The organism is Bosea beijingensis (assembly GCF_030758975.1).
GTDB lineage: Bacteria > Pseudomonadota > Alphaproteobacteria > Rhizobiales > Beijerinckiaceae > Allobosea > Allobosea beijingensis.
In genome coordinates, this window is sequence record NZ_CP132359.1 from 5,195,527 (window position 1) to 5,219,806 (window position 24,280).

Below are 24,280 nucleotides of genomic sequence, written 5' to 3' on the forward strand. Positions count from 1 at the left end.
TTACTTCGTCAGGCCGGAATCCTTCTGCTCCGGCACGCTGGCGATCTCCTTGTTGATCCAGCGGCCCTGCGCGTCCTTAGCGACTTCGCGCAGGTAGATCGTCTGCGTGATGTGGCGGGTCTCCGGATCGATCTTGACCGGGCCGCGCGGGCTTTCCCAGCCGAGACCCTTCACCGCCTCGACCGCCTTCTCGGCATCCTGCTTGCCGGCTGTGGCCGCGATCATCTTGGAGATCACGAACATTCCGTCATAGGCGCCGACCGCGGGGAAGGAGAGCAGATCGGGCGCGCCGATCGCCTTTTCGCCCGCGGCGACGAAGCGCTTGTTGATCTCGGAATCATGCGAGATCGCATAGTGGAACGAGGTGATCAGGCCGGCCGCCGCCTCGCCGAGAGCCGGCAGGTCCGATTCCTGCGTCAGGTCGCCCGGCGCGAAGAGCTTGACGCCTGCCTTCTTCAGGCCGGTATCGCTGAAGGCCTTGACGAAGCCGAGCGTCGGCGGGCCGGACGGCAGGAAGGCGAAGACGCCCTCGGCCCCGGCATCGCGGATGCGCTGCATGATCGGGCTGAACTCGGTGGTGTTCAGGGGGATGCGGATCGCTTCCTTGACCTCGCCGCCGGCCGCCTCGATCGCCTTCTTGAAGGCAGTTTCGGCATCGACGCCCGGGCCGTAATCGCTGACGATCGAGACGAATTTCTTGACGCCGCGCTCTACCGCCGCCTTGCCGAGCGGCGTCGTCGTCTGGGACAGGGTGAAGGAGGTACGCACCACCAGCGGCGAGGAGGTCATGATCGCCGAGGTCGCGGCATTGAAGATCACCAGCGGAACATTGCCCTGCTTCAGCAGCGGGGTGATCGCCATCGCGTCCGGGGTGAAATAGACGCCGCCGAGATACTGTACCTTGTCGCGGACGATCAGCTCCTGCGCCAGCGCGCGGGCCTGCTGCGGATTGGCCGTCGGCAGGTCGCGATAGACCAGCTCGATATCGTGGCCGGCGACGGTCTTGCCGTTCTGCGCGAGCCAGGCTTCGGCGCCGGCCTGGAAGTTCTTGCCCTGCAGGGCGAAGGGGCCGGAGAACGGCCCGATGATGCCGACCTTGATCGTGTCCGCCATGGCGGCGGCACCGAGCGTGAGCGCCCCGGCGAGAGCCAGCGCGCCGGCCGGCAGCAATCTGTTCAGGAAACCCTTGGTCATTCCATCTCCTCCCGATCCTGCCTGCGATCCCGCAAATGCCTTGCGTGGGTCGAAGCTCTAGCTGCTCGGGCCGGTCGCCGCCATGGCGCCGTGCCTCTTGTTGTCACCAACGCAATTTTCTGCCGCGAGGGCAATGCCCTCAATAGGGCAGGCCGACATAGTTCTCGGCGACGGCGGTGGCCGCCGCGCGCGAATGGACGAGGTAGTCGAATTCCGCCCGCTGGATGCGCTGGTCGAAGCCGTCACGCTCCGGGAAGCGATGCAGCAGGTTCGTCATCCACCAGGAGAAGCGCTCTGCCTTCCAGACGCGGGCGAGCGCGCGAGCCGAATAGCCGTCGAGCCCGGCATCCGAGCCCTCGTGATAGTGCTCGCGGAAGGCGTCGAAGAGATAGCGGATGTCGCTGGCGGCGAGGTTGAGGCCCTTGGCGCCGGTCGGCGGCACGATATGGGCCGCGTCGCCGGCGAGGAAGAGCTGGCCGAAGCGCATGGGTTCGGCGACGAAGGAGCGCAGTGGCGCGATGCTTTTCTCCAGCGAAGGGCCGGCCTGCACGGCGTCTGCGACCGCGGCCGGCAGGCGTCGGCGCAATTCGTCGAAGAAGGCGTCGTCGGACCAGTCCCCGGCCTTCTCCTCCAGCGGGACCTGAACATAGTAGCGGCTGCGCTCGGCCGAGCGCATCGAGCAGAGCGCGAAGCCGCGCTCGTGATTGGCGTAGACCAGTTCATGTGCGGCCGGCGGCTTGTCGACCAGCAGGCCGAGCCAGCCGAAGGGATAGACACGCTCGAAGGTCTGCAAGGCGCTGGCCGGGACCGAGGCGCGCGCGATGCCGTGATAGCCGTCGCAGCCGGCGATGAAGTCGCAATGCAGCTCCTGCTCCTGCCCGTTTGCCCGGAAGGTCACGCGCGGCGCCGCGTCGTCGAAACCGTGGAGCGCGACATTCTCGGCCTCGTAGACCGTCGGGCGGCCGAGGGCTTGGCGGGCCTCGATCAGGTCACGTGTTACCTCGGTCTGGCCGTAGACAGTGACCGTCCTGCCGCCGCTCAGGTTCTTGAGGTCGAGGCGATGAAGCGCGCCGCCGAAAGCGAGCGAGAAGCCGTCATGGACAAGGCCTTCCTGATCGAGCCGGTCGCCGACGCCGGCCTCATGCAGGAGATCGACCATCCCCTGTTCGAGCACGCCGGCGCGGATGCGCGACAGTACATAGTCGGCGCTGCGCTGTTCGAGGATGACGTTGTCGATGCCGGCGCGCGACAGGAGCTGCCCGAGCAGCAATCCCGCGGGCCCGGCGCCGATGATGGCGACCTGCGTCCGCATTGTTCTTCTTTGCCTCCCGCAGCCTTACGGTTTGCACCGTTCGATCCGCAGGCCGATGCTAACGCGCTCGCTGCGGTTGACGGAATGGAGTATTCGCGCATTGTCTTGGACAAATCGATCGTGAGCGCGACATGCCCGGCAGAAGCGTCCCCGCCTATTGGCTCTATGGCGAGCGCCTGACGGAGCGCTTCCCGGACGCGCTGCACATCGAGCCGATCGTGGCGCGCAGCTCCCTGCATGGCTGGACGATCCAGCCGCATATGCATCACGACCTCTTCCAGTTCTTCTTGGTCACGGCGGGGGGAGGGCGCACCCGCGTCGATGGCCGCGAGCACGCCCTGTCGCCGGGTTCGGTGCTGCTGCTGCCGCCCTCGACCATCCATGAATTCGCCTTCCTCGACGACACCGACGGTTTCGTCGCCAGCGCGGCTGCGACCTCGCTCAAGCGCCTCTTCGGCAACGAACCGGAGGCGCGGGCGCTGCTCGGCAGCGCGGCGGTGCTGCATGTGCCGGTCGGTGGAGCGCAATATGCAGGGCTCGATGCCACGCTTCGGCTGGCGATGAGCGAGTTCGCCGCCAATCGGCCGGTGCGAGAGTTCTCGCTCGGAGCCTATGCCGACCTGATCGTTGCCTGGTTCGTGAGGGCGATGCGCGGCGCGCGGGCGGTGGCGGAGCCGGCGCGGGATGCACGCGCCGATCTCGTCCGCCGCTTCGTCGAGCGGGTGGAGATGCGCTTCCAGCATCATGATGCGCTGACGGATTATGCGCGGATGCTCGGCACCTCGGTGCCGCACCTCTCGCGTTCCTGCCGGGAGCTGCTGGGTCGCTCCGCCGCGCGAGTCATCCAGGATCGATTGATGATCGAGGCCCGGCGCGATCTGGTCTACACGTCGATGTCGATCTCGCGGATTTCGTTTCGGCTCGGCTTTTCCGATCCCGCCTATTTCTCGCGCTTCTTTGCCAAGCGGGCGGGCGCGTCGCCTTCGGACTACCGGGCGAAAGCCTGAGGTTCAGCCGGCTGCCTCGATCTCCTTCATCACGGCGGCGGCCTCGGCAAAGGCGGTATTGCCGGCGGGGACCCCGGCATAGATCGCCGTCTGCATCAGCACTTCCTTGAGGTCGTCCTGCGTGAAGCCGCCGCGGGTCAGCCCGGCGCGGACATGGAGGCGGAATTCCTCCCAGCGGCCGAGGCTCGCGGTGATCGCCAGCACGAGCAGGCGGCGCGTGCGGTCGTCAAGGCCGGGCCGACTCCAGATCTCCTGCCAGGCGATGCGGGTGATCATCGCCTGGAATTCGGCGTTGAAGGGAGTGCGGTTGGCCAGCGAACGGTCGACCCAGGCGTCACCGAGGACGCGGCGGCGGTTCTTGAGACCGGCTTCGAACAGGGCGTCTGNTTCGGCGTTGAAGGGAGTGCGGTTGGCCAGCGAACGGTCGACCCAGGCGTCACCGAGGACGCGGCGGCGGTTCTTGAGACCGGCTTCGAACAGGGCGTCTGCCGCATTCGCCGCATCCGGGCCGGGCGCAAGGAAGGCGCGCAGGGCGCCGGCCAGTGCCGCGGGTGCTTCGACGGGAGCCAGATGGGCGCAGTCGAGCTGCACGTGCTTCGCGGCCGGCATGGCAGCGAGCAGGTTCTCGCCATGGCCGGCCAGCGGGGTCGAGACGTCGCGCCCGCCGGTGACGACGAGGACCGGGCAGGCGATGGTGCCGATCCGCCCGATCAGATCCATGTCGCGGATCGCCGCGCCCGCCCCGACATAGCCCTGGCTCGCCTGGGCGATGAGGTTGCGCTTGAGGCTCGCGGCGATCGCGGGCTGGCCGGCAGTGAAGGCAGGCGACAGGAAGCGCTGCAACGCCGCATCCGCCATGGACGCGGTGCCGCTTGCGCGAACCTGCGCGATGCGATCCCGCCAGACGCCCTTGTCCATCGTCGCGGAGGTGCAGATCAGGGCGATCGCAGAGACACGCTCTGGATGACCGAGCGCGAGCTCCATTGCCATCATCCCGCCGAGCGAGACGCCGGCAATGGCTGCCCGCGCGATGCCGGCGGCCGCCATGACGGCGGCGACATCGCCCGCGAGCAGGGCGAGCGTATAATCGCCGTCGGGGGCATCGGAGGCGCCGTGACCGCGCGTGTCGATCCGCAAGGTCCGGAAGGCGGCGAGCAGGGCCGGCATCGCGGCATCCCAGAGCGACATGTCGGTGCCGATCGAATTCAGCAGGACGAGCGCCGGCTTGTCCTCGCTACCCTCCAGTTTCCAGTAAATGCGGGTGCCGTTGCTCGTCGCGAAAGGCATGGTTGCGTTCCTCAGTCGTGCCGGGCGAGCAGCGCGGCGACCAGTGCCGCGCTCTCGCCGATATCGCTGCCGAGCCCGGCCGCTGCGAGATTGCGGGCGATGGCGGCCTCGTCGATTTCCAGCCCTTCGGCCACCGTCGCCATCGCCTCGGCCGCGCCGGCTGCAAGCAGGAAGAGATCGGCCAGTGCCGGGCCTTCCGCCTGCCAGCCGCCGAGGCCGCGTTCCTGCTCGGCGGGAAGGCCGGCGAGGATGCCGGCGACGAGGCCCGGTGCGCGCAGGCTGGCGGAAAGCGTGACCTGGCAGCCGGTCGGGTTGCGCTTATGGGCCATGGCGGAGGAGCCGCCGCGGCCGGGAACGACGGGCTCGTGGGCCTCGGCGATGCCGCTCTGGGCAAGAAGCGAGACGTCACGTGCCATCTTGCCGAGCGCGCCGATGGTAATGGCGAGCGCCGCAGCGATGCCGGCGATGCCGCCACGACGCGCGTGCCAGGGCGCGACATCGGGTAGTCCGAGCGCGGTCGCAAGGTGGGTGGACACAGCCGCTGCCTTGCCTCCAAGGCCGGCGCGAGAGCCGGCCGCGCCGCCGAATTGGAGGACGGCGCCCGTTTCGACCTCATGGCGAAGGCGACTTGCTGCTTCCGCGATACCCACTTGCCAATGTGTGACGCGCAGGCCGAAACCGATCGGGAGCGCGTCTTGCAACAGCGTGCGGCCGATCGCCGGGGTCGCGGCATGGCGCCGGGCGAGGGCGGCGAGCGCCGTCGTGATACGGGTCAGGTCGGCGTCGAGGAGGCCACTCGCGGCGCGGATCTGGCAGGCCAGTACCGTGTCGGCGACATCCTGGCTGGTCGCGCCCTTGTGCAAGGCTTTTGCGGCCTCGCCGCTCAAGGTGGCGCGCAGGCGCGCCACCAGCGGGATCGCCAACGTGCCGGCGAGTGCCGCTTCCTCGGCCAATTCGGCGGGATCGATCGCGATCGTGGTGCAGAGCGCGGCGATCGCTTCGGCCGCTTCAGCACCGATCAGGCCCTCGGCCGCCTCGGCTCGCGCGAGCTCCGCCTCGAAGGCGAGGGCGTGGCGCAACGTGGCCGCATCCGAGAATGCGGCCAGCATGGCTGGGGTCGTCGCCGGCCTTGCGCGGAGAAGCCCGCTCACGCGGCCTTTGCGAGGCTTGGCGCGACGGTGAAGGCGGCCTGCGTCTTGGCCTTGATCTCGTCGAGCGTGACGCCCGGCGCGATCTCGACCAGTGTCAGCCCGCCGCCATTGGCCTTGTCGCAGGTCATCACGCAGAGATCGGTGATGATCATGTCGACGACGCCGGCGCCGGTCAGCGGCAGCGAGCAGCGCTCCAGCACCTTGGATTCGCCCGCCTTGTTGGCGTGGTCCATCACGACGATGACCTTCTTGACGCCGGCGACGAGGTCCATCGCGCCGCCCATGCCCTTCACCATCTTGCCGGGGATCGTCCAGTTGGCGATGTCGCCATTGGCCGCCACTTCCATGGCGCCGAGGATGGTCAGGTCGATATGGCCGCCGCGGATCATTCGCGCAATCCATGCCGCCGACCTTCCAGGACAGAAGCTGGTTGGCCGGGTCGGCCTTGCCGTGCTCGTGATCATGCCCAGGCTCCGCGGCAACCTGGCGCTGAGTTTCAGCCATGGCCACCGCACCGAAGCCCAAGCTTTTGACGCGTTTCTCGACAGCCTCACGGGTCGTACGCGTCTCATCCAGCGTCAGCTTCATCGTTTCCGACATCAGCGACAACCTGAAGTCGGAGACCCCTGGCATCTTCTCAACGGCACCGCGCACCTTCGCCACGCAACTGGCGCAATCCATGCCGGAAATCTTCCAGCTCAGAGGCTGTAGCTTGTTGTCGCTCGTGGCTGGCATGGGAAAACTCCTGCGGCCGGAAAATCACAAGCCCCCCATTTACGACCTCTAGTGACTTCAGGTTCAAGCGAAAAATATGGGGTGCGCCGGACTGGTGGATGTTCGATCTAAATGCAAATGGGGTGCAAGTGCATTGACCCTCATCGATAGCAGGATAGCCGAGATGTCGCCAAACATTGGAAACCTTGAGTACCCCGCGATGGCGGGGAAGCACGGCTAGGCTCTGATGCCGAGCCAGGAAATCCCGACCCTGCAGGTTCTCCCTAAAGGCCGTTCCATCCATCAGCGTCATCGCATCTCGCACGAAAATGGACGGGTTTGAGTTGCGGAAGGCGCAAGAACGGGAAGAGGTTCGCAAAATTGGCGAGGCACTTCCAGTAATCGGTTCTTGTAACCGGCATCCCCCTTGTATCGGCCGCAGACGAAAAAGAGATCGATCGGTGGGCAGATCGCCGCCGCCATGCTTGCAGCCTTCCAAGGTGCATTGACGTTCACATGCAAGCTCGATCGATCGCTGGACGAGGTCGTCGACCTTGAGATCACTCCCGGCGTGCCGATCCCGCGCCGGGAGTGGGAGAGATACTCGCCAATGATCGACGACCATCCCATGCACGACTGAATTTCAGCCCTCGCTCCGCATCGATCTGCCGGAAGCGACTGCGGTTATGGAGAAAGGGAGCTGATGATCCGGCAATCCGCAACGATTCCGGAACCGCACTGTTCGACCATGCGGTTCAACTCGCGCCTCAGTGCCTGAAGATCGGCGATCTTCCGCTCGACCTCGACCAGATGCTCCTTGGCAATCTCGTCGATCGCCGCGCAGGATCGTGCGCGGTCATCGGAGAGCGACAGCAGGGCGCGAACCTGTTCCAGCGAAAAACCCAGGACGCGGGCACGTCGGATGAAACGAAGGCGATCGAGGTGGCTGGGCTCGTAGGCTCGGTAGTTGCCTTCTGTTCTCGCAGGTTCCGGCAGCAGGCCCGACTTTTCGTAGAAGCGGATCGTCTCGACCTTCGTGCCCGTGTCTCGGGACAGCCGCCCGATCGTCAGGACCTTGGCTTGCATGGCGCCATCCAATCGTGGTCGTGGCGTGCGTAGCTCGACAATGTGGCTTGGCCAGCCTTCATTTCCGCACCTTCTCGACTTCCTGCTTGACCATTTCATAGAGCGGGCGCGGACCGAACTCGGTGAGAGGCTGGCCGTTGACGAAGAACGTCGGCGTTCGCGAGACTTCCAGCGTCTTCACGTCGGCAGCGTCTTTCTGGAGCGTCGCGTTGATGTCGGGCAGCGCCGCGTCGCGTTTCCCACGCTCGATATCGAGGCCGGCCTCTCCGGCGCGGGTCCAGGCCTTTTCGAGATCTGGCTTGTCGTGGTCCGCCCATTCGGGCTGGAATTCCAGAATCGCCTGGAGAACTGGTTCGAACTTGCCCTGCAGCCGCGCCGCCTCGAGAATTTTGACAGCCAGATCCGAGCCCTCGTGGAATGCCGCGTAGCGAACGACGAGGCGCACATCGTTGGGGAACAGGCCCAGAATCTGCTTCAGTGGCGGGTAGAAGGCGCGGCAGGCCTCGCAGGAAGGATCGAAGAACTCGACGATCGTGACAGGGGCGCCGGCCGGGCCGATGATCGGAGAATGATCTCGGACGAGCGCCTCCGATCGGGTTGCCGCAATGGTGCGAGCCCGCTTGGTTTGCTCCCTTTGATAGAAGGTGGTCGCACCGGAAAAGACGGCCAGCGCGCCGATGCCGGTAAGGATTACGAGAGCGCGACGGTTCATGACGAGGCCTTTGTTCTGGAAGCAATGAGCGCGAGCGTGATCGCCGCAAAGGCTGCGAACGAGAGGTAGGGCAAGGGCAGCATGCCGAAGATGGTCATTTCGGCACTGGCGCAGGACGGCCCCTGGCTGCAGGGCTGGATACTCGCCGGAACAAGGCCGGCGTAGAGCAGGCCGTGAAATCCCGCGATCAGCATGCCGATAACGGCGAGAGGGAGCGCGTAGCGCCATGCCCCGGTATCACTCCGGAAGCTTGCCACCGCCAAAACGACGGCTAGCGGAAACATGAATGCGCGTTGATGCCAGCACAGGTTACAGGGGGCCTGGCCAACGATCTCCCCAATGAAGAGCGCGCCCAAACTCGCCGCGACCGCAAGGATCCAGGCGATGAAGAGATAAATCCAGCGGTCATCGCCACTGGAGACCGTCGTGTTGTTTGCCATGGGTGAAGCAGTGCCTTTCATCCGATTTTTGCGAGAATTGGGAAGGTTTCGAGAAGCCAGAACGCCATTGTCGAGAGCTGGCCCGACATCATGGCGAGCCCCATCACGATCATCACGATCCCGGCCAGAACCTGCAGACCGCGGCCTGCGCCGCGCATGCGCCTCAGGTGAACCGTGATGCTGTCCGCGAACAGCGCGGTGATGAGGAATGGCAGTGCGAGGCCGAGCGAGTAGATGCTCAGCAACGCGATGCCGGTGGATGGGGTTGGTGAGGTCGCGCTGACGGTCAGGATCGCGCCGAGAACCGGCCCGATACAGGGCGTCCAGCCGAAGGCAAAGGCGAGCCCGAGGAGGTAGGCGCCCATCGGTCGGCCGCCGGCAATCGAGGGATTGAAGCGTAGCTCCCGTTCGAGCCAGGAAAGACGGAGCAGGCCCGATGTGAAGATGCCGAAGACGACAACGATAGCGCCGCCGACAATTCCAGCTTCATAGCGATAGCTGAGCAGGAGGCCGCTGAGGGCCGTCGCCGCTGCGCCCAGCATGACAAAGATGGTCGAGAAGCCGAGCGCGAACCATACACTCATGACGAGAGCGTTGATCCGCGAGTTGGCCGGCGTACGCGCGCCGACCGCGGCCGAGCCGCCGGCAATGTAGGAGACGTACCCGGGAACGAGCGGCAGCACGCACGGCGACAAGAAAGAGACCGCACCGGCCACGAGCGCCGCCAGGATGCTGATATTGGCGATTTCCATCAGGGCGTGACCTTGTTCGGTTCGACGGCGAGCAGCGACGCGATCTCCTGCACCGCGGTCGGATCGTCCCACGCTCTGGCTCCGTACCAGCGTCGCCGCTCCAGGCCGTCGGAGCCCAACAGGATCGTCGTCGGCAACCCCGAGACCGAGTAGCGCCGCACGACTTCGCCTTGAGGATCGAGGTAGACCGCAAGATCGCCGACACCGAGCTCATTGATCAGGGGTCTGACGACCTCTGCTCCCTCGCGGTCGATCGACAGGGCGATAATGGCCAGTGGCCGCCCCTTCCATTGACGATTGAGCCGCGCAAGCGCCGGCATCTCCTGCCGGCACGACCAGCACCAGGTTGCCCAGACCGTCAGGAGCACGGCCCTTCCAGCAAAGTCTGCGAGACTCGCGCGACCGCCATCGAGCCGCTGGATGGCAAGCGTGCCATCACTTCGCAGCCGGACCTGTCCATCGTCGGCCATGACGTTGGCGGTCGACGCCGTAACAACGGCCGACAGGGCAAGCCATGCGGTTCTTGTCGTTGGGCCGATCAAATTCGGTCCTCGAATTGTAGACTGGTTACGTGCCGTCGACCGCGCTGGCACATCGGCCGCGTCCAGGGTCGGCAGCAATGGATCGAAACGGACTGAGCGCCGTGTCGCCGCAAGCCTCGAGGGAGGCTTGACCGTTCAGCCTTGCAGGGGCGGTCCAGTCGCCTTTGGTGGCCCGTCCGGCTCTCCGGCATTCGTGTGAGCTGATCGCCAGTCGAAGGTCACTGCCATGGCGCCGGTACGCGCAGGAACCGACGCGATGAGGGCAGGAAGCATCAGCGGCGCCGGCGCAACCGATTTTGCCCAAACGCAGCAGGCATTGACACCCTCGACATGGGTCGACGAGTTGCTTTTTGAAGCCGGGGTCGTGCCGCAGATCTCGGTGAGCGCAATCTCTCCGACGCGGAATTTCGTGGCGATATGGTTGCTTCCGGCCATGGCACTGGCCATCAGTTGGAACAGGAGCACAAGCGCACAGGCTGCGGACAGCAGGCCGCGCCCCATATCCAGCCATGTGCGAGCTGATGTCATTCTGAAACGCTAACCCAGCACGATGCCGCCAAGCAATGAGAGCGGACCTTTCTCGCGTTCTGTTGACCATTCCGGATGCTGACGGCTCTCTTCATTTCGCGGCCTTCCGGGCCTTTTCGATGAGATCCTCGATTTCTGCGATGCTCGCCTCGTGATCCCATTCTTTCGCTCCGGCCCAGCGCGCAATCTCGCGTCCGGCAGGGTCGATGAGTATCGTCGTCGGCAGCCCCGTTATCTTCAGCGCGGGCATGCTTCGAGCTGCGCGATCGAGATAGATTGCGAGATTGGCGATACCCGTCCGCTTGAAGAATGGCCCGACCACGTCCATGCCTTGACGGTCGAGCGACAGCGCGACGACCTCGAAGGTTTCGCTGCCCTTCGCCGCCTGCAGGCGATCGAGCGACGGCATCTCCTTGACACAAGGAGGACACCAGGTCGCCCAGAGGTTCAGCAGGATGAAGCGACCGCGAAAATCCGCCAGCGAGAGCTGCCGGCCGTCGGACGCCTCGAACGCGATCGCGGCCGCGGCTGGCGGCATCATCAGCTTTCCCTGCCTCGTCAGCAGGGCTATCGAGGTCGCCACTGCGATCGCCAAAAGAACGCCGCCGATGGCCAGCCTGCGGCCGCCGATCATCCCAGCACCATACGGATCTTGGCCAGCGCCGAAGCATCCTCTTCGTGATAGTCGATCATGGTCCGAAAGCTACCGTCGGCCTTCATCAGATAGACGGAGGCGGAATGGTCCATCGTATAGCCGTCGTCGGTCGGAATTTTCTTCGCATAGGCCTTGTAAGCCTTGAGCGCAGCGTCGATCTGCTCGCGCGAGCCAGTCAGTCCAACGACACGAGGATCGAAGGACTGAAGATAGAGCGCTAGCTGCTCTGGAGTGTCTCGCTCGGGATCGACCGTTATGAGCAAAATCTGTAGGCGATCGGCCATCGAACCGATCTGCTTCGTGAGATTGCCCAACTGCACAAGCGTCGTCGGGCAAACTTCGGGACAATAGGTGAAGCCGAAGAACACCGCCATCGGCTTGCCGATGAAGTCCTTCTCGGTGACGGTCTTGCCGGTGTGGTCGACGAGTGTGAACGGCCCGCCGATCGCCGGCGCAGCCTGTTCGCTGGCGCTGCTTGCGCCAGCCGGGTCTGTCCCGTCCACCCTCCACCAGCCTAGCAGGATCGCAGTTGAGACGAAGGCGACGAGGACGACGGCGGTCCATGCGCCGTAGCGCACCCATTTCAGGATTGGCATGGCGGCCTCAATGCGTCGCGTGATCGGTAGAGGCTTGCGGCTGCGCGCCGATACCCTGGATCTGGAACTCGACGTCCACCGGTCCCGCCTTTTCGAAGCGCAGGGTCGCCTGGATCTTTTCGCCCTGCTTCAGGGGGGCTTTGAGATCGACCAGCATCAAATGGATCGCGTTTGGCTTGAGCTCGACGGTTTCGCCGGCACCGACAGCGACCCCATCGGTCTTCTCGCGCATCCGGGCTATCCCATCGACGAGGCTACTTTCATGGATCTCAAGACGGGCAGACGCTTCGGTTGATCCGCCGAGCAGTCGATCCGGCGTCGTCCCGCTGTTCACGATCTTGAGATAGCCGCCGCCGACTTTGGCCGCGGGCGGTGTCGCACGTGCCCAGGGATGGTCGATCTTGAGAGATCCGACCGTGTAATCTTGAGCAACGGCAACAGTAGGGAAATGCGCTATGGAAAGGGCGGCCGCGACGGCACCCATGACAGAACGGTTCATGGAATATCTCCTCGATGGATGACGATGCCGGCAAGACCGGCACGGATCACGCTGCGAGGACAGGCGGCGCTCTTGAACCTTGTGCAGTCACCGCCCTGAAAGGCGCCGCTAATATGACTGGATATGACCTCAGGACCGGCGAAGAGTGTCCGATTTCATATGTGAGCTCGGTTGCCGACGGTGCGGGCGCAAGGAAGGGGTCGAGTCCTAAGGGATATGCCCAGGCGCAACAGGACGATTGCGCCGAAAGATGATGTGCGGACGGGTCGCTCTGCTCGCCGTCGACAACCTGCGCGCCCGAGCACAACGTCAACATGCCGGCGGGCAACGCGCTGGCCATGGCCAGCCGGGCGCTCGCCTGCGCCGGCAAAAGCGAGCCTTGCAGCAGCAGCGCATAAGCAAGCGCCACCGCCAGCAGGCTTCGCATCACACGCTGGAATGCCGTTCGGGTCACGGTGTTCCAACTAGCGAATGAGCGACCGTCCCGCAATGCGACGAGACGCAGCGCTTATCCGATCACGAAGTCGATCAACAGCTTGACGTTCAGCACGATGATGACGGCCGCGACGAGACTCGCGATGAAGGTCAGCCAGCGCGGCGCCACCAGCTCCCCCATCTTGGCGCGAGACGCCGTGAACATTACAAGCGGCACAATCGCGAAGGGTAGCTGCAGGCCCAGGATGACCTGGCTGAGGATCAGAAGCTTCGCCGTCTCGCCCGAGCCGTAGATCCAGGTGACCAGGATCGCCGGGACGATTGCGATCAGCCGTGTCACCAGCCGCCGCAGCCATGCCGGGAGCCTGATGTCGAGGAAGCCCTCCATGACGATCTGCCCCGCCATCGTCGCGGTCACGGTCGAGTTGAGGCCGCAACACAACAGGGCGATGGCAAACAGCGTAGGCGCGATGGAAGCACCGAGAAGCGGCGCGAGCAGTTCGTGGGCGCGACCAAGCTCCTCCACCCCGCTCTGACCGGTCTTGTGGAACGTCGCGGCCGCAAGGATGAGGATAGACGCGTTGATCGTCAGCGCGAACATCAGCGCGATGGTTGAGTCGAGCGTCGCCCATTTCAACGCCTCGCGCTTCTCCGGCAGGCTCTCGCCGTAGGCGCGCGTCTGCACGATGCCCGAATGCAGATAGAGATTATGCGGCATCACGGTCGCGCCGATGATACCGAGCGAAAGATAGAGCATCTGTGGGTTTTTGATGATCTCGGTGGTCGGCGCGAAACCTCGGATCACCTCGCCCCAGTTCGGGTCGGCAAGGCCGATCTGGACGCCGAAGCAGATCGCGATCACGCCCAGCAATGTGATGATGAAGGCCTCGACCCAGCGGAACCCCTTGTGTTGCAACCAGAGGATCACGAAGACGTCGAGCGCCGTCACGATGACCCCGATTTCCAGAGGCATGCCGAACAGCAGATTTAGCGCAATCGCGGTGCCGATGACCTCCGCGAGATCGGTCGCGCAGATGGCAAGCTCCGCCAGGAGCCATAGGGGCCAGGAGACGGCACGCGGATAGGCGTCGCGACAAGCCTGAGCGAGATCCCGCCCCGTCGATACCGCGAGGCGTGCGCAGAGCGACTGGAGGATGATCGCCATAATGTTGGAAATGAGCGCGACGACGAGCAGCGTGTAGCCGAATTGAGCTCCGCCGGCGAGCGAAGTCGCCCAGTTGCCCGGATCCATGTAGCCCACTGCAACGAGATATCCTGGGCCTACAAATGCGAGAAAGCGCCGCCAAGGCGTCGCCCCCTTTTTAACGCTGATCGATTGGAAGACGTCGAGCATCGACGGTTCGCCACGCTTGCGGCGCCAGCCTGACTCGGCTGGACTGCTCTCGCTCGACATGATTGCCTCAAGATGTAATTGCGATGCATTTGCAATAAGGGATTGCGTTGCAGCCTGTCAACCCATGATCTTCGGATCGGCTCGAAATATGGTCGGGGCGCATCGCGAAAGGCCCGTAATGCATAACGTCGAGGTCCGGCGGTCGAAACAAGCCGCCGACCATCGCGGCGGCTCCGAGCGATGAGTTTTCATTTCAGATGATGAGCCGCTGAAGCCCGGCGTGAACACTGTAGTGACGTCAGGCTTCTGGCGACGCTCCGGCCCATTACGCATTTCTGCTGGACGGGCGCCGATCCTTTTCCTTCGACGGCGCCCTAACTCTTTCGTGAATGGGTTCGGCGGCTCACCGCAACTATGATCGTCGTCAAGGTGGCCAAGCGGAGTATTGGCTTTTTGAGTGACCTTCATAAAAAAGGGGAGCAAGCGTCATGGTCCGGCGGACGCTTCTGGCTACCTGTCTCGCTCTGACGGCGTATGCAGCGACGCCCTGGCAGGCGGCAGTGGCAGGCGAGTTCAAAAAGCCCCGCGCGGTCATCGAGTTGTTCAGCAGCCAAGGTTGCGCGGCCTCGCCGCCCGCGAACGACAACCTCGCGGCCTTGTCTAACGACCCCGAACTGATCGTCTTGTCCCTGAATGTCGACTACTGGAACTATCTCGGGTGGAAAGACAGCCTTGCAAAGCCGGCATTTGCAAAACGTCAAAAGGCCTATGGCGCGGCAAGAGGTGATCGCCAAATTTACACGCCTCAAGCCGTGATCAACGGCCGAGTTCAGGTTCTCGGCAATCACGAGCGCAAGCTGCTTGACGCTCTCGCCAAGGCCAAGAAAGATCCGGATGCCCTGTCTCTGCCAGTTGAACTGACGGATATGGGAGACCGGATCGGCATCACACTGAGCCGATACGAAGTCGGCACAACGGACAGACCTGCGCAGATCTGGGCGTTCTGGACCAGGCACGAGGTGTCGGTTCGCATCGAGGCAGGAGAAAATGCCGGCAAGACCGTCACCTATCGGAATGCGGTGAGAGGTTTTGAGAAGCTCGGTGATGTCCAGCCGGAACGAGCCGATCCATTGTCCGTGCAGAAATCATCTGCTCCACCGGATGCCGACGGGCTGGTTATTATCGTTCAAGCTGCCACGAAGGATGGACCGGGCGTGATCTATGGAGCCGCCAAACTCAATCTGAATGGAGAAAGATAGTCGCATTGGGCACGGCGCGTGTCGCTCGCGCCCGGTAGGGATCGTGATCGGCAAGCAGGCGATGCGCGTCTAGGACACCAGGATCGCCGATCATTCAGAGAACACCACCGAGCGCCGCTGCCGCTTCTGTTCTGTTTGGTGGGGTCACATCGCGTCGCGCGGCACGTCTAGGGGAATGCTGAGCATGATCCGCCCATGGGCGGCCGGTGCCGGTAGATCGCCGGCCCTGATGTTGAGCGGCAGCGCATGCAACATGAGCTGCGGCATATCGAGACCGGCGTCTCGTTTGTTCCGCAAAGCGACGAACTCGTTTTCGACGGCTCCATTGCCAACATGGATGTTCGCCCGGCGCTGGGAACCGACTGAACTGCGCCAGGCCGGCGCACGTCGTCCGGAGGCGCCGTAGTCGTGACAAGCGAACAAGATGGCGTCGTCGGGCCGGTCGAGGATGCGATGGATCGAATGAAACAGCCGGGCCGCATCTCCCTTGTGGAAGTCGCAACGCGCCGTCCCGGAATCCGGCATGAACAGGGTGTCGCCAGTGAAGACGGCATCTCCCACGACAAAACTGAGATGGTCGAGCGTATGCCCGGGCGTGGCCATGACCTCGATCGCCAGGTCGCCGAGCGCGATCGTCTCGCCATCCGCAAGCTGCCGGTCGAACCGGTCGAGGCAGCGGCCCTCGGCGTCGAGCCCGTAGACACCGGCGATCGCCGCCGCAACTTCCCCGACCCGTTCGCCGATCGCGATCCTGCCGCCGAGCAGCCTGCGCAACTCGGCGGCGCCGGAGATATGGTCGTGATGGATATGGGTCTCGAGTATCCATTCCAGCCGGAGACCGCTGTCGCGGACAAAGTCGGCGATATCGTCGACCGGCTTTCTGCTGGTGTGGCCCGATTTCGGATCGAGATCGAAGACCGGGTCAATAACGGCGCAGACCTTTGCGTGTGCGCACCAGACCAGGTGGCTCGCGGTGCCGCTGCGCTTGTCGTAGAACGTTTCGACGCTGGGGGTCATTTGATGCCTCCGCCGTTACTGGTCCGTATCAGGTCTTGGGCTGCGGCACGACGCGCAGATAGGGTTTGAGCGTCTTCCAGCCGTTGGGGAATTTCTCTTTCGCCGCCTCATCGGATAGCGAGGGCACGATGATCACGTCGCCGCCGGGCTGCCAGTTCGACGGGGTTGCCACGCTGTGGCCGGCGGTGAGCTGGAGCGAATCGATCGTGCGTAGGATCTCGTCGAAGTTGCGCCCCGTGCTGGCCGGATAGGTCAGGCTGAGCTTGAGCTTCTTGTCCGGTCCGATCACGAAGACAGATCGCACCGTCATGGTGTCGCTCGCATTAGGGTGGATCATGCCGTAGAGGCTGGCAACCTTCCGATCGAAATCCGCGATCAGGGGGAAGTTGACGCGCTGGCCCTGGGTCTCCTCGATATCGTCTTCCCAGTCGCTATGGCGGGCGAGCTCATCGACGCTGAGCCCGATCACCTTGACGCCGCGCCTGTCAAATTCGGGCTTCAGCCGCGCGACGTCGCCGAGCTCGGTGGTGCAGACCGGCGTGAAATTCTTCGGGTGGGAGAACAGCACCGCCCAGGAGCCTTCGATCCAGTCATGGAAGCGGATCGGCCCCATCGTGGTCTCGGCCCGGAAATCGGGAACGGTGTCTCCGAGTTGAAGTGTCATGGTCATGTCCTTTCCTGTTGGATTGGAAACGCCGCCGCATCCTACGACAGCGTCTAAAGACGGCGCGGACTAAACGGTCCCCGCCGGCATCGTTATTTTTGCCGGATCAGGCGATCTGCACCCGCTCGCTCGACCGGACGATCACCGCCTTCTCAGCGCTCAGCAGAATCTCGACGTCGTCGACGCCGGGCAGCTTCCTGAGAGCACCCTGGAGCTTCTTGGTGCAGGCGGTGTGGTTCATGCCGCCGATCGGAAGCTCGAGCGTGCTCACCGCGGCACGTCGAACCCGGCGTCCTCGACCGCTTCGAAGACCGCGTGTTGCGAAATCGCTGCCGGATCGTGCTTCACAATCGCGCTCTTGTCCGAGAGCGACACCTTCACGGCTTCAACCCCTGGAAGCGCGCGGATCGCCTTCTCGATGGAGCTGACACAATGCCCGCAATCCATGCCCTCAATCTTGAATTCGAGAGTCTGAGATGAATTTTCGGCCATGACCGCCTCCTGTTTCAGGACCTGTCCGACCAATGTGGGGTCTGTAGCGACTGCAGGGTCAAGAGGCTCACATGACTGAACTTGCAGCCTGCAGGGTCGATGGCGCAATGCGAAAGGAGGGCAAGCTTTTGCCGCCGCTGGTCAGCCACGAAGGACGATTCGCCCCGACCAGAATCCGAATGCAAGGACTGCTATGATCGCGAGCCGAATTCCCAGATTGATCCACGATCGCGAAGTCATTCGAACTCACCACTGACGTGCTGACATGCAGCCTGGCGCCGCTTCGAGATTTTCGCAACGGTGGCTTCGTTTAAAGAAAGCTACGACATTTCCAAACCATCAGGTGCTGACCCGAGGCGGGTCGCTTCTATCAAGAGGTCGAGCCTGTGCTGGCTTGGTCGCGACAACTGCGAGAGCTGGCAGGCGCGATCATCGTCGACAGGTCGGTCACATCTCTCTCAGCATAAGATGCTTCCTCCAAACTCGCGAAGTCACCGTGCCGAATATCGTCTTGCTGCAAATGCTTCTCAATGACAAGCCATTGATTTGTTTCGGTTATTGACTTTCGGGGCTAGGGGAACTACACCGCCACTCATCGGGGAGTAGCGGCGTCCTTGTCGGGGCGCGGTCGCATCAACAGACTCGCGGCGAGGACCGCGTGGTGCGATCAGCCGGAGTGTTTCGGCCAAGCGAGACCGTGACGGGGAGACCTGCGGGCAGGGTCTCGATTTCCGTCCGATCCTCAGTCCGAACATGAGTTGAAAATGTCACCTGTTTCGATTGCGGTGCTCGCTGTGGGCATGTCCGTCGACGCGTTGTTGGCTTCGGTGGGGCGCGGAGCAGCCTCATCCCGACCTCGCTTTCTCGAGGCGCTACGGACCGGAGCTGTCTTTGGCATCGTTGAAACCATCACGCCGCTCGTCGGTTGGGCAGCCGGCCTGGCCGCAAGCCAGTACGTTGCGGCGGTCGACCATTGGATTGCGTTTGTGCTGTTGGGCATTGTCGGCGGCAGGATGGTTCTGCATTCGTTTGCGCCCGCAGAACTGCGCTCCGAGTCGGTCCAGAGCCGTTCCCTATGGACCCTCATGGCGACGGCCGTCGGCACCAGCATCGACGCCATGGCTGTCGGCGTCTCTCTCGCCTTCCTCGATGTCAATATCATCATCGTTGCAGCCGCCATCGGCTTCGCAACGTTCCTTATGTCCACTGCCGGAATGATGGCCGGCAACATGATCGGTGCCAAATTTGGACGATGGGCGGAGCGCGTCGGCGGCGGCGCGTTGATTGGATTAGGGATTTCGATCCTGTTGAGCCACCTCACCGCGGCTTGATCATCAGATCCCATCCGGGCGGTGGTTGTGTTGGCTTTCCCAGCGCTCGGCAGCTTCGAAGAGCGCGAGGAACTCGTTCCTTGCGCGCCTCTATAGTGCTTCGCCGCGACCGGCATCCGAACCGGTCGGATCAAAGTTCGGGGATGAGCGGACCAGTCGGATAAATGAAGCGGCGAGGCGCTCGGGACGGGAAGTCGCGCCATGCTTGACCTGCATCATAGGGCCCCTATCATGCCCATGATCGGGGAGACGCAATGGATCTACGTCAGCTTGAAGCATTTGCGGCGGTCATGTCCGCTGGGAGCATCACTGGCGCGGCGCGGCTCCTCGGGCGATCGCAGCCCGCGCTGACGCGCCTCATTCAGGACCTCGAAAATTCGCTTGGCTTCAGCCTGCTTCATCGAAGCGGACCGCGCGTAACGACCACTGAACAGGGCCTTCGCTTCTATCAAGAGGTCGAGCCAGTGCTGGCTTGGCTCCGACAACTGCGAGAGCGGGCAGACGCGATCGCGGTCGACAAGCCACGGTCGCTCTCCATCGCGTCGATCGCATCCTTCTCGGTAGGAATGCTGCCGGCTGCTCTCCGTCGCCTTGGGCTCGATAATCTCCCTGACCAGGTTCACATTCGCACCGCGATTGCCGAGCAAGTCGTTCAGGACATCGCTACGCAGGTGTCAGAGATCGGCGTCACGAGCTTGCCGGTGGATCATCCGGCGTTGGAAATCCATTGGATCGGTGAAGCCCCTTGCGTCGCCGCGATCGCATCTGACGATCCTCTCGCAGAGCTGGATTGCGTGCCATTGTCGGCTTTGGCGGGGCGCCGCCTGATCACGCTGGCCAACCCGTTCAGATGGCGGCGGCGGGTCGATCTCGCCTTGGAAGCTAACGGAATAACTCCCGCCGCAGTGTTGGACACCAACACGTCGAATGCGGCCATCATGTCGGCCCGGGCTGGTCTGGGGGTAGCGCTGATCGAGCCGATCATCGCTTATGGAATGCCTGTCGAAGGCGTGGTGATCAGACCGATCGACGTGAAGATCTCATTTTTCTGGGCGATTGTTACGCCGTACGGTCGTCCATTGGCCGCGCAGGTTGCGGGCTTGATCGACAAGTTCGACGAGATTGCCCGGGAGACCATACCGGGTTTCGTCAGGCACCCTGCGGAGGCAAGGCAGCAACTCGTGGCCGATCTCGCACGGCCGGCATACTCATCCGAACGCTGATCACGCATCTTGGCGAGCGCGCTCACATGCCAACGCGGGAGATCTCCTGAAGGTAGTCGCGTGACAGGTTTTGGATGTCGAGCAACGGCAACAGGTCGTTGTCGTCGGCAAGCGGACGGCCGTATGCCGCCGACAGCAGCGCCAAGCCTGCCTCGTGAAGACTGGCTGGACGCCCTGCGAGACGGCCGAGCAATATCGTTGGCCATAGGCCGAACGGAGCGTCCTCGAGGACGTAGCGGCTCTCCGTTGTCGGCGGCCCAAAGCTGCCTTTCCCGCGCTTGTGAAGCTCCGCGTTCATCTCTGCGATGCTGGCGATGGGGAGCTGATAGGAAAACGAATAGTGCTCCTTGATCGATCGCACCGGGACGCCGAATTCCGCTGCGATCGCCAGCCGTTCGGCGTCCAGTTGCTCCATGACCCGCCCCACTGAGGCTGTGACGTTTTCCGCCTGGCCCCATCGTTCCCCGCGCTCCATTCGCGTGAGGTTGAAAAGAGAGATGGCCAGGTGATTTTGTGGATTGAGATTGCTGAGCGAGATGGCCAGCAATCCGTCGCGACGAACAAATCGATCGCCGAACAGCTCGGTGCAAAGCGTCTTGCCGATCTCGCTGTCGCTTTCGGGCACTGTCGCGAGGTCGATCTTGGAACGAACGGAGTTCACGCCAACCTCGGTGGGTCCCTGCTTGCGCCCGGTCGTCAGCGTTGTCCCCCAGGCGATGATCGGGGCCTTGATGCCTCGCTCGGAAAGCAACCGCGACAGATAGAGAGCTCCGAACGAAAGGTGGGAGCTGATGATTGTCGGCTGGCCATCGCGCAGATTGCGGGCGATCTCTTCCATGGCCATGCGATGGGCGTTCCCGGGCATGGCGAGCATCGCCACATCAGAGCCGGCGATCGCCTCCTCTGCACTCGAAGCGATCCGAGGGTGAAAGCTCAGGTCCAGAGCACCTGACGCTTTCAGCGCTGCCCCGGCCGCGAGCTCGGCCGTGCCGCGTCCGGACGGGGACCAGAGAATCGGCTCATGCCCGTTCAGATGAAGATATGCAGCCGCTCCGAAGGCGATGCCGCCCGCACCGAGAATGCCGACACGCATTGAATAACTCCGTTAGATCGAACGGGAGGGGGTTCGTGCTGGCGTTGTCGAGCGCGTCGGGGCGGCTTCTCGTGCTCCTCGGAGCCGATCTTACCGCGGTGCCTGCTCTCGCTCTGTCGGCTCGCCCAAGGTGTGCATGAGACGATTGGCCCACCCGAAGAGCGCGCTCGAAAGCACGAGATCGACGGCCTCCAATGTGTTCAGGCCGGCATTAGCCAGATCCGCCGCAGCGGTTTTTGGGATGGCCGGTGGGGTCTCGGACAACTGAGCGGAAAAATCGAAGATCGCCTGGTCGCGAGGTTCGAGCCTGGCCTGGCGCTCTCGCTCGAAAATCTCGTCGATGACGCCTGGGCGCTTGGAAAGGTTGTTGAAGCGGGAAGCGTGGACTGCGGCGCAATAAATGCAGCGGTTCACGACGGAGGCGCCAACCGCGCCGAGTTCGCGCTCGGCCGAACTCAGCCCATCCTTTCCATACATGATCTGATTGAAGAGCGGCGACCGGACGGCTAGCGACTCCGGATCATGCGCGAGGGTCAGCACATACGGCGAAACCCCCTTGTTGGATGGGGTAACCTGCATTGCGGCCAACTGCTCCGGCGTCGCAGACGCCAACTCGACCGGCTTTATGTAGGGCGACCAAACAGGGACCTGCGTGGTGAAGTTTTCGACGACGCGGGTCATTTTGCCCCCTTCAACGCCTGCAGGCCTTTGATCACTCTGGCCTGGTAGCTGACGAATGCTGCCAACTCGGCGAGGCGAACGACGTCCGGCTCGCCCATGCCTGATGCTTTCAGCTTCTCGATGTCGGCTCTGGTCGCGTCGCGGGGACGCAATGTGAGAAGGTCGCAGTGCGCGACGATTGCGGCGGTCTGAGCGTCTGTCGCAGCGTCGTGCGGTTCGTCGTTATCGCGGCTCTGCTGGATCAGCTCCTCATAATGCTCCGCGAGCTTCGGCACCTCGTACTGACGGGCCATGCGAGAAGCGAGAGCGGCACGAAGCCCGTGACTTATCGCGCCCGGCGATTGCGGGAACAGCACGGCGTCGTGGGTTGATTGGCTCAAACGCAGGATCTCGGCGCGGTGCGTCAGGGCTTCGGCCAGATCCGAGCCAGGACGAGCATCCACGATCTCTTCGATCAGTGTCACGGCAGGCGCCTCCTTGATGCGGCCAGCGTGTCATCATGTGACTGATGCATCAAGGGAGGCTTTGTATTCAAAAAAGTTCGATTGAGCCCGCCATTCATCACAGCTTCATATTTGATTTGCATCAAAGGCCGTTTAGCATCCAGCAAATGCATGCCAATGGATCGACCGTTCAGGGATGGTCTGCCTGCCGAGGAGCAGGTGCAGTTGCTTTGCTGCATGCGAAGAGCTGGCTGGCCAGGTGCGAAGGCGGCCCATCCAAAAGAACCGTTTGCCGAAAGCGCGACGGCTGGAGGCGACGGCTGTGACCGCACCGGACGCCAACCTCAAAGCTCTGGAAGCGCGACTTGCGCAGGATCTGGCCTGGTTGGAGTTGCCTGCGAAAAGCTGGGTTCCGCCGCAGTACGTCGAAGATCAGCGCGTTCGCGATGTGGTCATCGTCGGCGCCGGCATGGCAGGGCTCGTCGCGTCGGGCATGCTCAAGCGGCTTGGGGTCGACAATCACCAGGTTCTGGATCGAGCGCCGTCAGGCCGGGAAGGGCCATGGGCAACCTACGCCCGGATGCGGACACTGCGATCACCGAAGCAGTTGACCGGCCCGGCGATGGGCCTGCCGGCGTTGACGTTCCGAGCCTACTTTGAGGCCCGTTTCGGGCGTGAAGCCTGGGAGAAGCTCGACCGCGCACCACGCCTGGTCTGGATGGATTATCTGATCTGGTATCGGAAGGTGCTGAGCCTGCCGGTCGAAAACGAGGTCGAGGTTCAGGCGATCGACCCGCGCCCCGATGGCCTCTTGGCGCTGCAGGTCGCTCACAATGCGGGAGTCGAGACGGTGTTTGCCCGTCACGTCGTCCTAGCCAGCGGCCGCGATGGTCTCGGCGGCCCCTTTGTCCCGTCGATAACTGAAGCCGTTGACCGAAGGTTCTGGGCGCATACCGCAGACGAAATTGACTTCGAAGGACTGCGAAACAAGCGCTTGGCGGTCATCGGCGCAGGTGCGTCTTCGATGGATAATGCTGCGGTGGCGCTTGAGACAGGCTGTGCCCGGCTGGACCTCTTCATCCGTCGTGAGGACATCCCGCGGGTCAACAAGTTTACTGGCATCGGCAGCCAGGGCGTCATTCATGGCTTTGCGGGCCTGCCCGACGAGTGGAAGTGGCGCTTCCTGGATCACACCATCAGAGCGCAGACGCCGCCGCCCAGGCCGAGCACACTGCGCGTGTCGCAGCACGCAAACGCTCATTTCCATCTCGGAAGCCCAATTCTGAAGCTGGAGGAGCAGGGAGATCACGTCGTTCTGACGACGCCGAAGGGCGCGTACGATGTGGACTTCATCATCTTCGGCACGGGATTTCAGGTCGATCTCCTGGCCCGTCCGGAGCTTTCGGCCGTCGCCCCGTTTATCAGACTCTGGCGCGATCGGTTCGCCGCGCCCGAAGACATGCCCAACCCCGAGCTGGAAAACTCACCTGACCTCGGCGGCAGCTTCGAATTCCTGGAAAAGGTGCCCGGTACGTGCCCGGCGCTGCACCAGATTCACTGCTTCAACTTCCCGGCGACCTTGAGCCACGGCAAGCTCTCCGGGGACATCCCGGCAATCAGCGAGGGAGCTGATCGGCTGGCTCGCGGGATCGTTCGCAGCCTCTTCGTGGCCGATCGAGAACGCCACTATGCGGCTCTCACGGCGTTCGACACGCCAGAACTTCTTGGAGACGAATGGACCGATGCCGACGCAGCCGCAGGAGCACCGCATGCCGCTGCGTAACGGAACCGGCAAACTGGCCCGTTTTTCCCC

General features: G+C 63.4%; 27 protein-coding genes, 2 pseudogenes and 1 riboswitch. Of the genes and pseudogenes, 6 read left to right on the top strand and 23 right to left on the bottom strand.

Annotation, left to right across the window (positions count from 1 at the left end; all coding sequences use genetic code 11):
* Entirely contained in the window at nt 1-1,194 is a 1,194-nt protein-coding gene (locus tag Q9235_RS24940) for an ABC transporter substrate-binding protein (protein ID WP_422678239.1), read from the bottom strand.
* Nucleotides 1,195-1,333: 139 nt separating this feature from the next.
* Nucleotides 1,334-2,506, bottom strand: a complete 1,173-nt coding sequence (pobA, locus tag Q9235_RS24945; RefSeq protein WP_306224442.1) for a 4-hydroxybenzoate 3-monooxygenase — start codon at nt 2,504-2,506, stop codon at nt 1,334-1,336.
* Between the two features lie 131 nt (nt 2,507-2,637).
* Between pobA and Q9235_RS24950 the strand changes: the two genes are divergently transcribed.
* The gene (locus Q9235_RS24950) at nt 2,638-3,513 is read left to right on the top strand and encodes a helix-turn-helix domain-containing protein (protein WP_306224443.1); all 876 of its coding nucleotides are present in this window, start codon (nt 2,638-2,640) and stop codon (nt 3,511-3,513) included.
* Between the two features lie 3 nt (nt 3,514-3,516).
* On the opposite strand, the gene pcaD is transcribed toward Q9235_RS24950, so the two are convergent.
* The 4 genes and pseudogenes from pcaD to Q9235_RS26940 all read right to left on the bottom strand — a co-directional run.
* A complete protein-coding gene (pcaD, locus tag Q9235_RS24955) occupies nt 3,517-4,800 on the bottom strand; it encodes a 3-oxoadipate enol-lactonase (RefSeq protein WP_306224444.1) in 1,284 nt (427 codons plus the stop codon).
* Between the two features lie 11 nt (nt 4,801-4,811).
* Complete coding sequence (locus tag Q9235_RS24960; protein ID WP_306224445.1) at nt 4,812-5,909, bottom strand: lyase family protein; 1,098 nt, start codon at nt 5,907-5,909, stop codon at nt 4,812-4,814.
* Between the two features lie 38 nt (nt 5,910-5,947).
* A pseudogene (locus Q9235_RS24965) lies at nt 5,948-6,340 on the bottom strand (CoA-transferase); the annotation flags it as partial.
* A 187-nt stretch (nt 6,341-6,527) separates the two neighbouring features.
* Nucleotides 6,528-6,686, bottom strand: a pseudogene (locus Q9235_RS26940) (cation transporter); the annotation flags it as partial.
* 406 nt (nt 6,687-7,092) lie between these two features.
* Between Q9235_RS26940 and Q9235_RS24975 the strand changes: the two are divergent.
* A complete protein-coding gene (locus tag Q9235_RS24975; RefSeq protein WP_306224448.1) occupies nt 7,093-7,305 on the top strand; it encodes a hypothetical protein in 213 nt (70 codons plus the stop codon).
* A gap of 44 nt (nt 7,306-7,349) precedes the next feature.
* Here the strand turns inward: Q9235_RS24975 and Q9235_RS24980 are convergent, their stop codons facing one another.
* The 10 genes from Q9235_RS24980 to Q9235_RS25025 all read right to left on the bottom strand — a co-directional run bounded on the left by Q9235_RS24980 (nt 7,350) and on the right by Q9235_RS25025 (nt 14,324).
* The gene (locus Q9235_RS24980; protein WP_306224449.1) at nt 7,350-7,751 is read right to left on the bottom strand and encodes a MerR family transcriptional regulator; all 402 of its coding nucleotides are present in this window, start codon (nt 7,749-7,751) and stop codon (nt 7,350-7,352) included.
* Nucleotides 7,752-7,809: 58 nt separating this feature from the next.
* Entirely contained in the window at nt 7,810-8,463 is a 654-nt protein-coding gene (locus tag Q9235_RS24985; RefSeq protein ID WP_306224450.1) for a DsbA family protein, read from the bottom strand.
* The gene (locus tag Q9235_RS24990) at nt 8,460-8,903 is read right to left on the bottom strand and encodes a disulfide bond formation protein B (RefSeq protein WP_306224451.1); all 444 of its coding nucleotides are present in this window, start codon (nt 8,901-8,903) and stop codon (nt 8,460-8,462) included. Before Q9235_RS24990 ends, Q9235_RS24985 begins: the two co-directional genes overlap by 4 nt.
* A 17-nt stretch (nt 8,904-8,920) precedes the next feature.
* Nucleotides 8,921-9,655, bottom strand: coding sequence for a cytochrome c biogenesis CcdA family protein (locus tag Q9235_RS24995; RefSeq protein WP_306224452.1), 735 nt, complete (start codon nt 9,653-9,655; stop codon nt 8,921-8,923).
* Nucleotides 9,655-10,197 carry a TlpA disulfide reductase family protein gene (locus Q9235_RS25000; protein ID WP_306224453.1) on the bottom strand — a complete coding sequence of 181 codons (543 nt, stop codon included), beginning with the start codon at nt 10,195-10,197 and terminating at the stop codon, nt 9,655-9,657. Before Q9235_RS25000 ends, Q9235_RS24995 begins: the two co-directional genes overlap by 1 nt.
* Nucleotides 10,198-10,332: 135 nt before the next feature.
* Nucleotides 10,333-10,725: a hypothetical protein gene (locus Q9235_RS25005; protein ID WP_306224454.1), complete on the bottom strand. Its 393-nt coding sequence runs from the start codon at nt 10,723-10,725 to the stop codon at nt 10,333-10,335.
* A gap of 91 nt (nt 10,726-10,816) precedes the next feature.
* Nucleotides 10,817-11,359, bottom strand: a complete 543-nt coding sequence (locus tag Q9235_RS25010; protein ID WP_306224455.1) for a TlpA disulfide reductase family protein — start codon at nt 11,357-11,359, stop codon at nt 10,817-10,819.
* Complete coding sequence (locus Q9235_RS25015; protein WP_306224456.1) at nt 11,356-11,976, bottom strand: SCO family protein; 621 nt, start codon at nt 11,974-11,976, stop codon at nt 11,356-11,358. Before Q9235_RS25015 ends, Q9235_RS25010 begins: the two co-directional genes overlap by 4 nt.
* Nucleotides 11,977-11,983: 7 nt before the next feature.
* Nucleotides 11,984-12,475: a copper chaperone PCu(A)C gene (locus Q9235_RS25020; RefSeq protein WP_306224457.1), complete on the bottom strand. Its 492-nt coding sequence runs from the start codon at nt 12,473-12,475 to the stop codon at nt 11,984-11,986.
* Nucleotides 12,476-12,983: 508 nt separating this feature from the next.
* Nucleotides 12,984-14,324: an Nramp family divalent metal transporter gene (locus tag Q9235_RS25025; protein ID WP_306224458.1), complete on the bottom strand. Its 1,341-nt coding sequence runs from the start codon at nt 14,322-14,324 to the stop codon at nt 12,984-12,986.
* A 428-nt stretch (nt 14,325-14,752) separates the two neighbouring features.
* Between Q9235_RS25025 and Q9235_RS25030 the strand changes: the two genes are divergently transcribed.
* Entirely contained in the window at nt 14,753-15,523 is a 771-nt protein-coding gene (locus Q9235_RS25030; RefSeq protein WP_306224459.1) for a DUF1223 domain-containing protein, read from the top strand.
* Between the two features lie 144 nt (nt 15,524-15,667).
* Here Q9235_RS25030 and Q9235_RS25035 read toward each other — a convergent pair whose 3' ends face one another.
* From Q9235_RS25035 to Q9235_RS25050, 4 genes are all read right to left on the bottom strand, one after another.
* The gene (locus Q9235_RS25035; RefSeq protein ID WP_306224460.1) at nt 15,668-16,540 is read right to left on the bottom strand and encodes an MBL fold metallo-hydrolase; all 873 of its coding nucleotides are present in this window, start codon (nt 16,538-16,540) and stop codon (nt 15,668-15,670) included.
* Between the two features lie 28 nt (nt 16,541-16,568).
* Complete coding sequence (locus tag Q9235_RS25040; RefSeq protein ID WP_306224461.1) at nt 16,569-17,204, bottom strand: peroxiredoxin; 636 nt, start codon at nt 17,202-17,204, stop codon at nt 16,569-16,571.
* A gap of 106 nt (nt 17,205-17,310) precedes the next feature.
* On the bottom strand, nt 17,311-17,475 hold the full coding sequence (locus tag Q9235_RS25045; protein WP_306224462.1) for a heavy-metal-associated domain-containing protein: 165 nt from the start codon (nt 17,473-17,475) through the stop codon (nt 17,311-17,313).
* Entirely contained in the window at nt 17,472-17,696 is a 225-nt protein-coding gene (locus tag Q9235_RS25050) for a heavy-metal-associated domain-containing protein (RefSeq protein ID WP_306224463.1), read from the bottom strand. The genes Q9235_RS25045 and Q9235_RS25050 overlap by 4 nt, the downstream gene beginning before the upstream one ends.
* A gap of 585 nt (nt 17,697-18,281) precedes the next feature.
* A riboswitch (yybP-ykoY riboswitch) is annotated at nt 18,282-18,383 on the top strand.
* A 77-nt stretch (nt 18,384-18,460) separates the two neighbouring features.
* Between Q9235_RS25050 and Q9235_RS25055 the strand changes: the two genes are divergently transcribed.
* Both Q9235_RS25055 and Q9235_RS25060 read left to right on the top strand, forming a co-directional pair.
* A complete protein-coding gene (locus Q9235_RS25055) occupies nt 18,461-19,027 on the top strand; it encodes a manganese efflux pump MntP (protein ID WP_306224464.1) in 567 nt (188 codons plus the stop codon).
* A 254-nt stretch (nt 19,028-19,281) separates the two neighbouring features.
* Nucleotides 19,282-20,250, top strand: coding sequence for a LysR family transcriptional regulator (locus Q9235_RS25060; RefSeq protein ID WP_306224465.1), 969 nt, complete (start codon nt 19,282-19,284; stop codon nt 20,248-20,250).
* 22 nt (nt 20,251-20,272) lie between these two features.
* On the opposite strand, the gene Q9235_RS25065 is transcribed toward Q9235_RS25060, so the two are convergent.
* The 3 genes from Q9235_RS25065 to Q9235_RS25075 all read right to left on the bottom strand — a co-directional run bounded on the left by Q9235_RS25065 (nt 20,273) and on the right by Q9235_RS25075 (nt 22,488).
* On the bottom strand, nt 20,273-21,343 hold the full coding sequence (locus tag Q9235_RS25065; RefSeq protein WP_306224466.1) for an NAD/NADP octopine/nopaline dehydrogenase family protein: 1,071 nt from the start codon (nt 21,341-21,343) through the stop codon (nt 20,273-20,275).
* A gap of 90 nt (nt 21,344-21,433) precedes the next feature.
* Entirely contained in the window at nt 21,434-22,024 is a 591-nt protein-coding gene (locus Q9235_RS25070; RefSeq protein ID WP_306224467.1) for a peroxidase-related enzyme, read from the bottom strand.
* Complete coding sequence (locus Q9235_RS25075) at nt 22,021-22,488, bottom strand: CMD domain-containing protein (RefSeq protein WP_306224468.1); 468 nt, start codon at nt 22,486-22,488, stop codon at nt 22,021-22,023. The genes Q9235_RS25070 and Q9235_RS25075 overlap by 4 nt, the downstream gene beginning before the upstream one ends.
* Before the next feature lie 301 nt (nt 22,489-22,789).
* On the opposite strand from Q9235_RS25075, the gene Q9235_RS25080 reads away from it, so the two are divergent.
* The gene (locus Q9235_RS25080; protein WP_306224469.1) at nt 22,790-24,250 is read left to right on the top strand and encodes an NAD(P)-binding domain-containing protein; all 1,461 of its coding nucleotides are present in this window, start codon (nt 22,790-22,792) and stop codon (nt 24,248-24,250) included.
* The last annotated feature ends 30 nt before the right edge of the window (nt 24,251-24,280 follow it).

Bases quoted from the DNA above. Each gene is read 5' to 3' on its own strand.
- Q9235_RS25065 (WP_306224466.1), bottom strand. From the start codon at position 21,343: ATGCGTGTCGGCATTCTCGGTGCGGGCGGCATCGCCTTCGGAGCGGCT.
- Q9235_RS25030 (WP_306224459.1), top strand. From the start codon at position 14,753: ATGGTCCGGCGGACGCTTCTGGCTACCTGTCTCGCTCTGACGGCGTAT.
- Q9235_RS25010 (WP_306224455.1), bottom strand. From the start codon at position 11,359: ATGATCGGCGGCCGCAGGCTGGCCATCGGCGGCGTTCTTTTGGCGATC.
- Q9235_RS25060 (WP_306224465.1), top strand. From the start codon at position 19,282: ATGGATCTACGTCAGCTTGAAGCATTTGCGGCGGTCATGTCCGCTGGG.
- Q9235_RS24995 (WP_306224452.1), bottom strand. From the start codon at position 9,655: ATGGAAATCGCCAATATCAGCATCCTGGCGGCGCTCGTGGCCGGTGCG.
- Q9235_RS25050 (WP_306224463.1), bottom strand. From the start codon at position 17,696: ATGGCCGAAAATTCATCTCAGACTCTCGAATTCAAGATTGAGGGCATG.
- Q9235_RS25025 (WP_306224458.1), bottom strand. From the start codon at position 14,324: ATGTCGAGCGAGAGCAGTCCAGCCGAGTCAGGCTGGCGCCGCAAGCGT.
- Q9235_RS25015 (WP_306224456.1), bottom strand. From the start codon at position 11,976: ATGCCAATCCTGAAATGGGTGCGCTACGGCGCATGGACCGCCGTCGTC.
- Q9235_RS25070 (WP_306224467.1), bottom strand. From the start codon at position 22,024: ATGACCCGCGTCGTCGAAAACTTCACCACGCAGGTCCCTGTTTGGTCG.
- Q9235_RS24990 (WP_306224451.1), bottom strand. From the start codon at position 8,903: ATGGCAAACAACACGACGGTCTCCAGTGGCGATGACCGCTGGATTTAT.
- Q9235_RS24960 (WP_306224445.1), bottom strand. From the start codon at position 5,909: ATGCTGGCCGCATTCTCGGATGCGGCCACGTTGCGCCACGCCCTCGCC.
- pobA (WP_306224442.1), bottom strand. From the start codon at position 2,506: ATGCGGACGCAGGTCGCCATCATCGGCGCCGGGCCCGCGGGATTGCTG.
- Q9235_RS24940 (WP_422678239.1), bottom strand. From the start codon at position 1,194: ATGACCAAGGGTTTCCTGAACAGATTGCTGCCGGCCGGCGCGCTGGCT.
- Q9235_RS24950 (WP_306224443.1), top strand. From the start codon at position 2,638: ATGCCCGGCAGAAGCGTCCCCGCCTATTGGCTCTATGGCGAGCGCCTG.
- Q9235_RS25035 (WP_306224460.1), bottom strand. From the start codon at position 16,540: ATGACCCCCAGCGTCGAAACGTTCTACGACAAGCGCAGCGGCACCGCG.
- Q9235_RS25005 (WP_306224454.1), bottom strand. From the start codon at position 10,725: ATGACATCAGCTCGCACATGGCTGGATATGGGGCGCGGCCTGCTGTCC.
- Q9235_RS25040 (WP_306224461.1), bottom strand. From the start codon at position 17,204: ATGACACTTCAACTCGGAGACACCGTTCCCGATTTCCGGGCCGAGACC.
- Q9235_RS25055 (WP_306224464.1), top strand. From the start codon at position 18,461: ATGTCACCTGTTTCGATTGCGGTGCTCGCTGTGGGCATGTCCGTCGAC.
- Q9235_RS24980 (WP_306224449.1), bottom strand. From the start codon at position 7,751: ATGCAAGCCAAGGTCCTGACGATCGGGCGGCTGTCCCGAGACACGGGC.
- Q9235_RS25020 (WP_306224457.1), bottom strand. From the start codon at position 12,475: ATGAACCGTTCTGTCATGGGTGCCGTCGCGGCCGCCCTTTCCATAGCG.
- Q9235_RS24985 (WP_306224450.1), bottom strand. From the start codon at position 8,463: ATGAACCGTCGCGCTCTCGTAATCCTTACCGGCATCGGCGCGCTGGCC.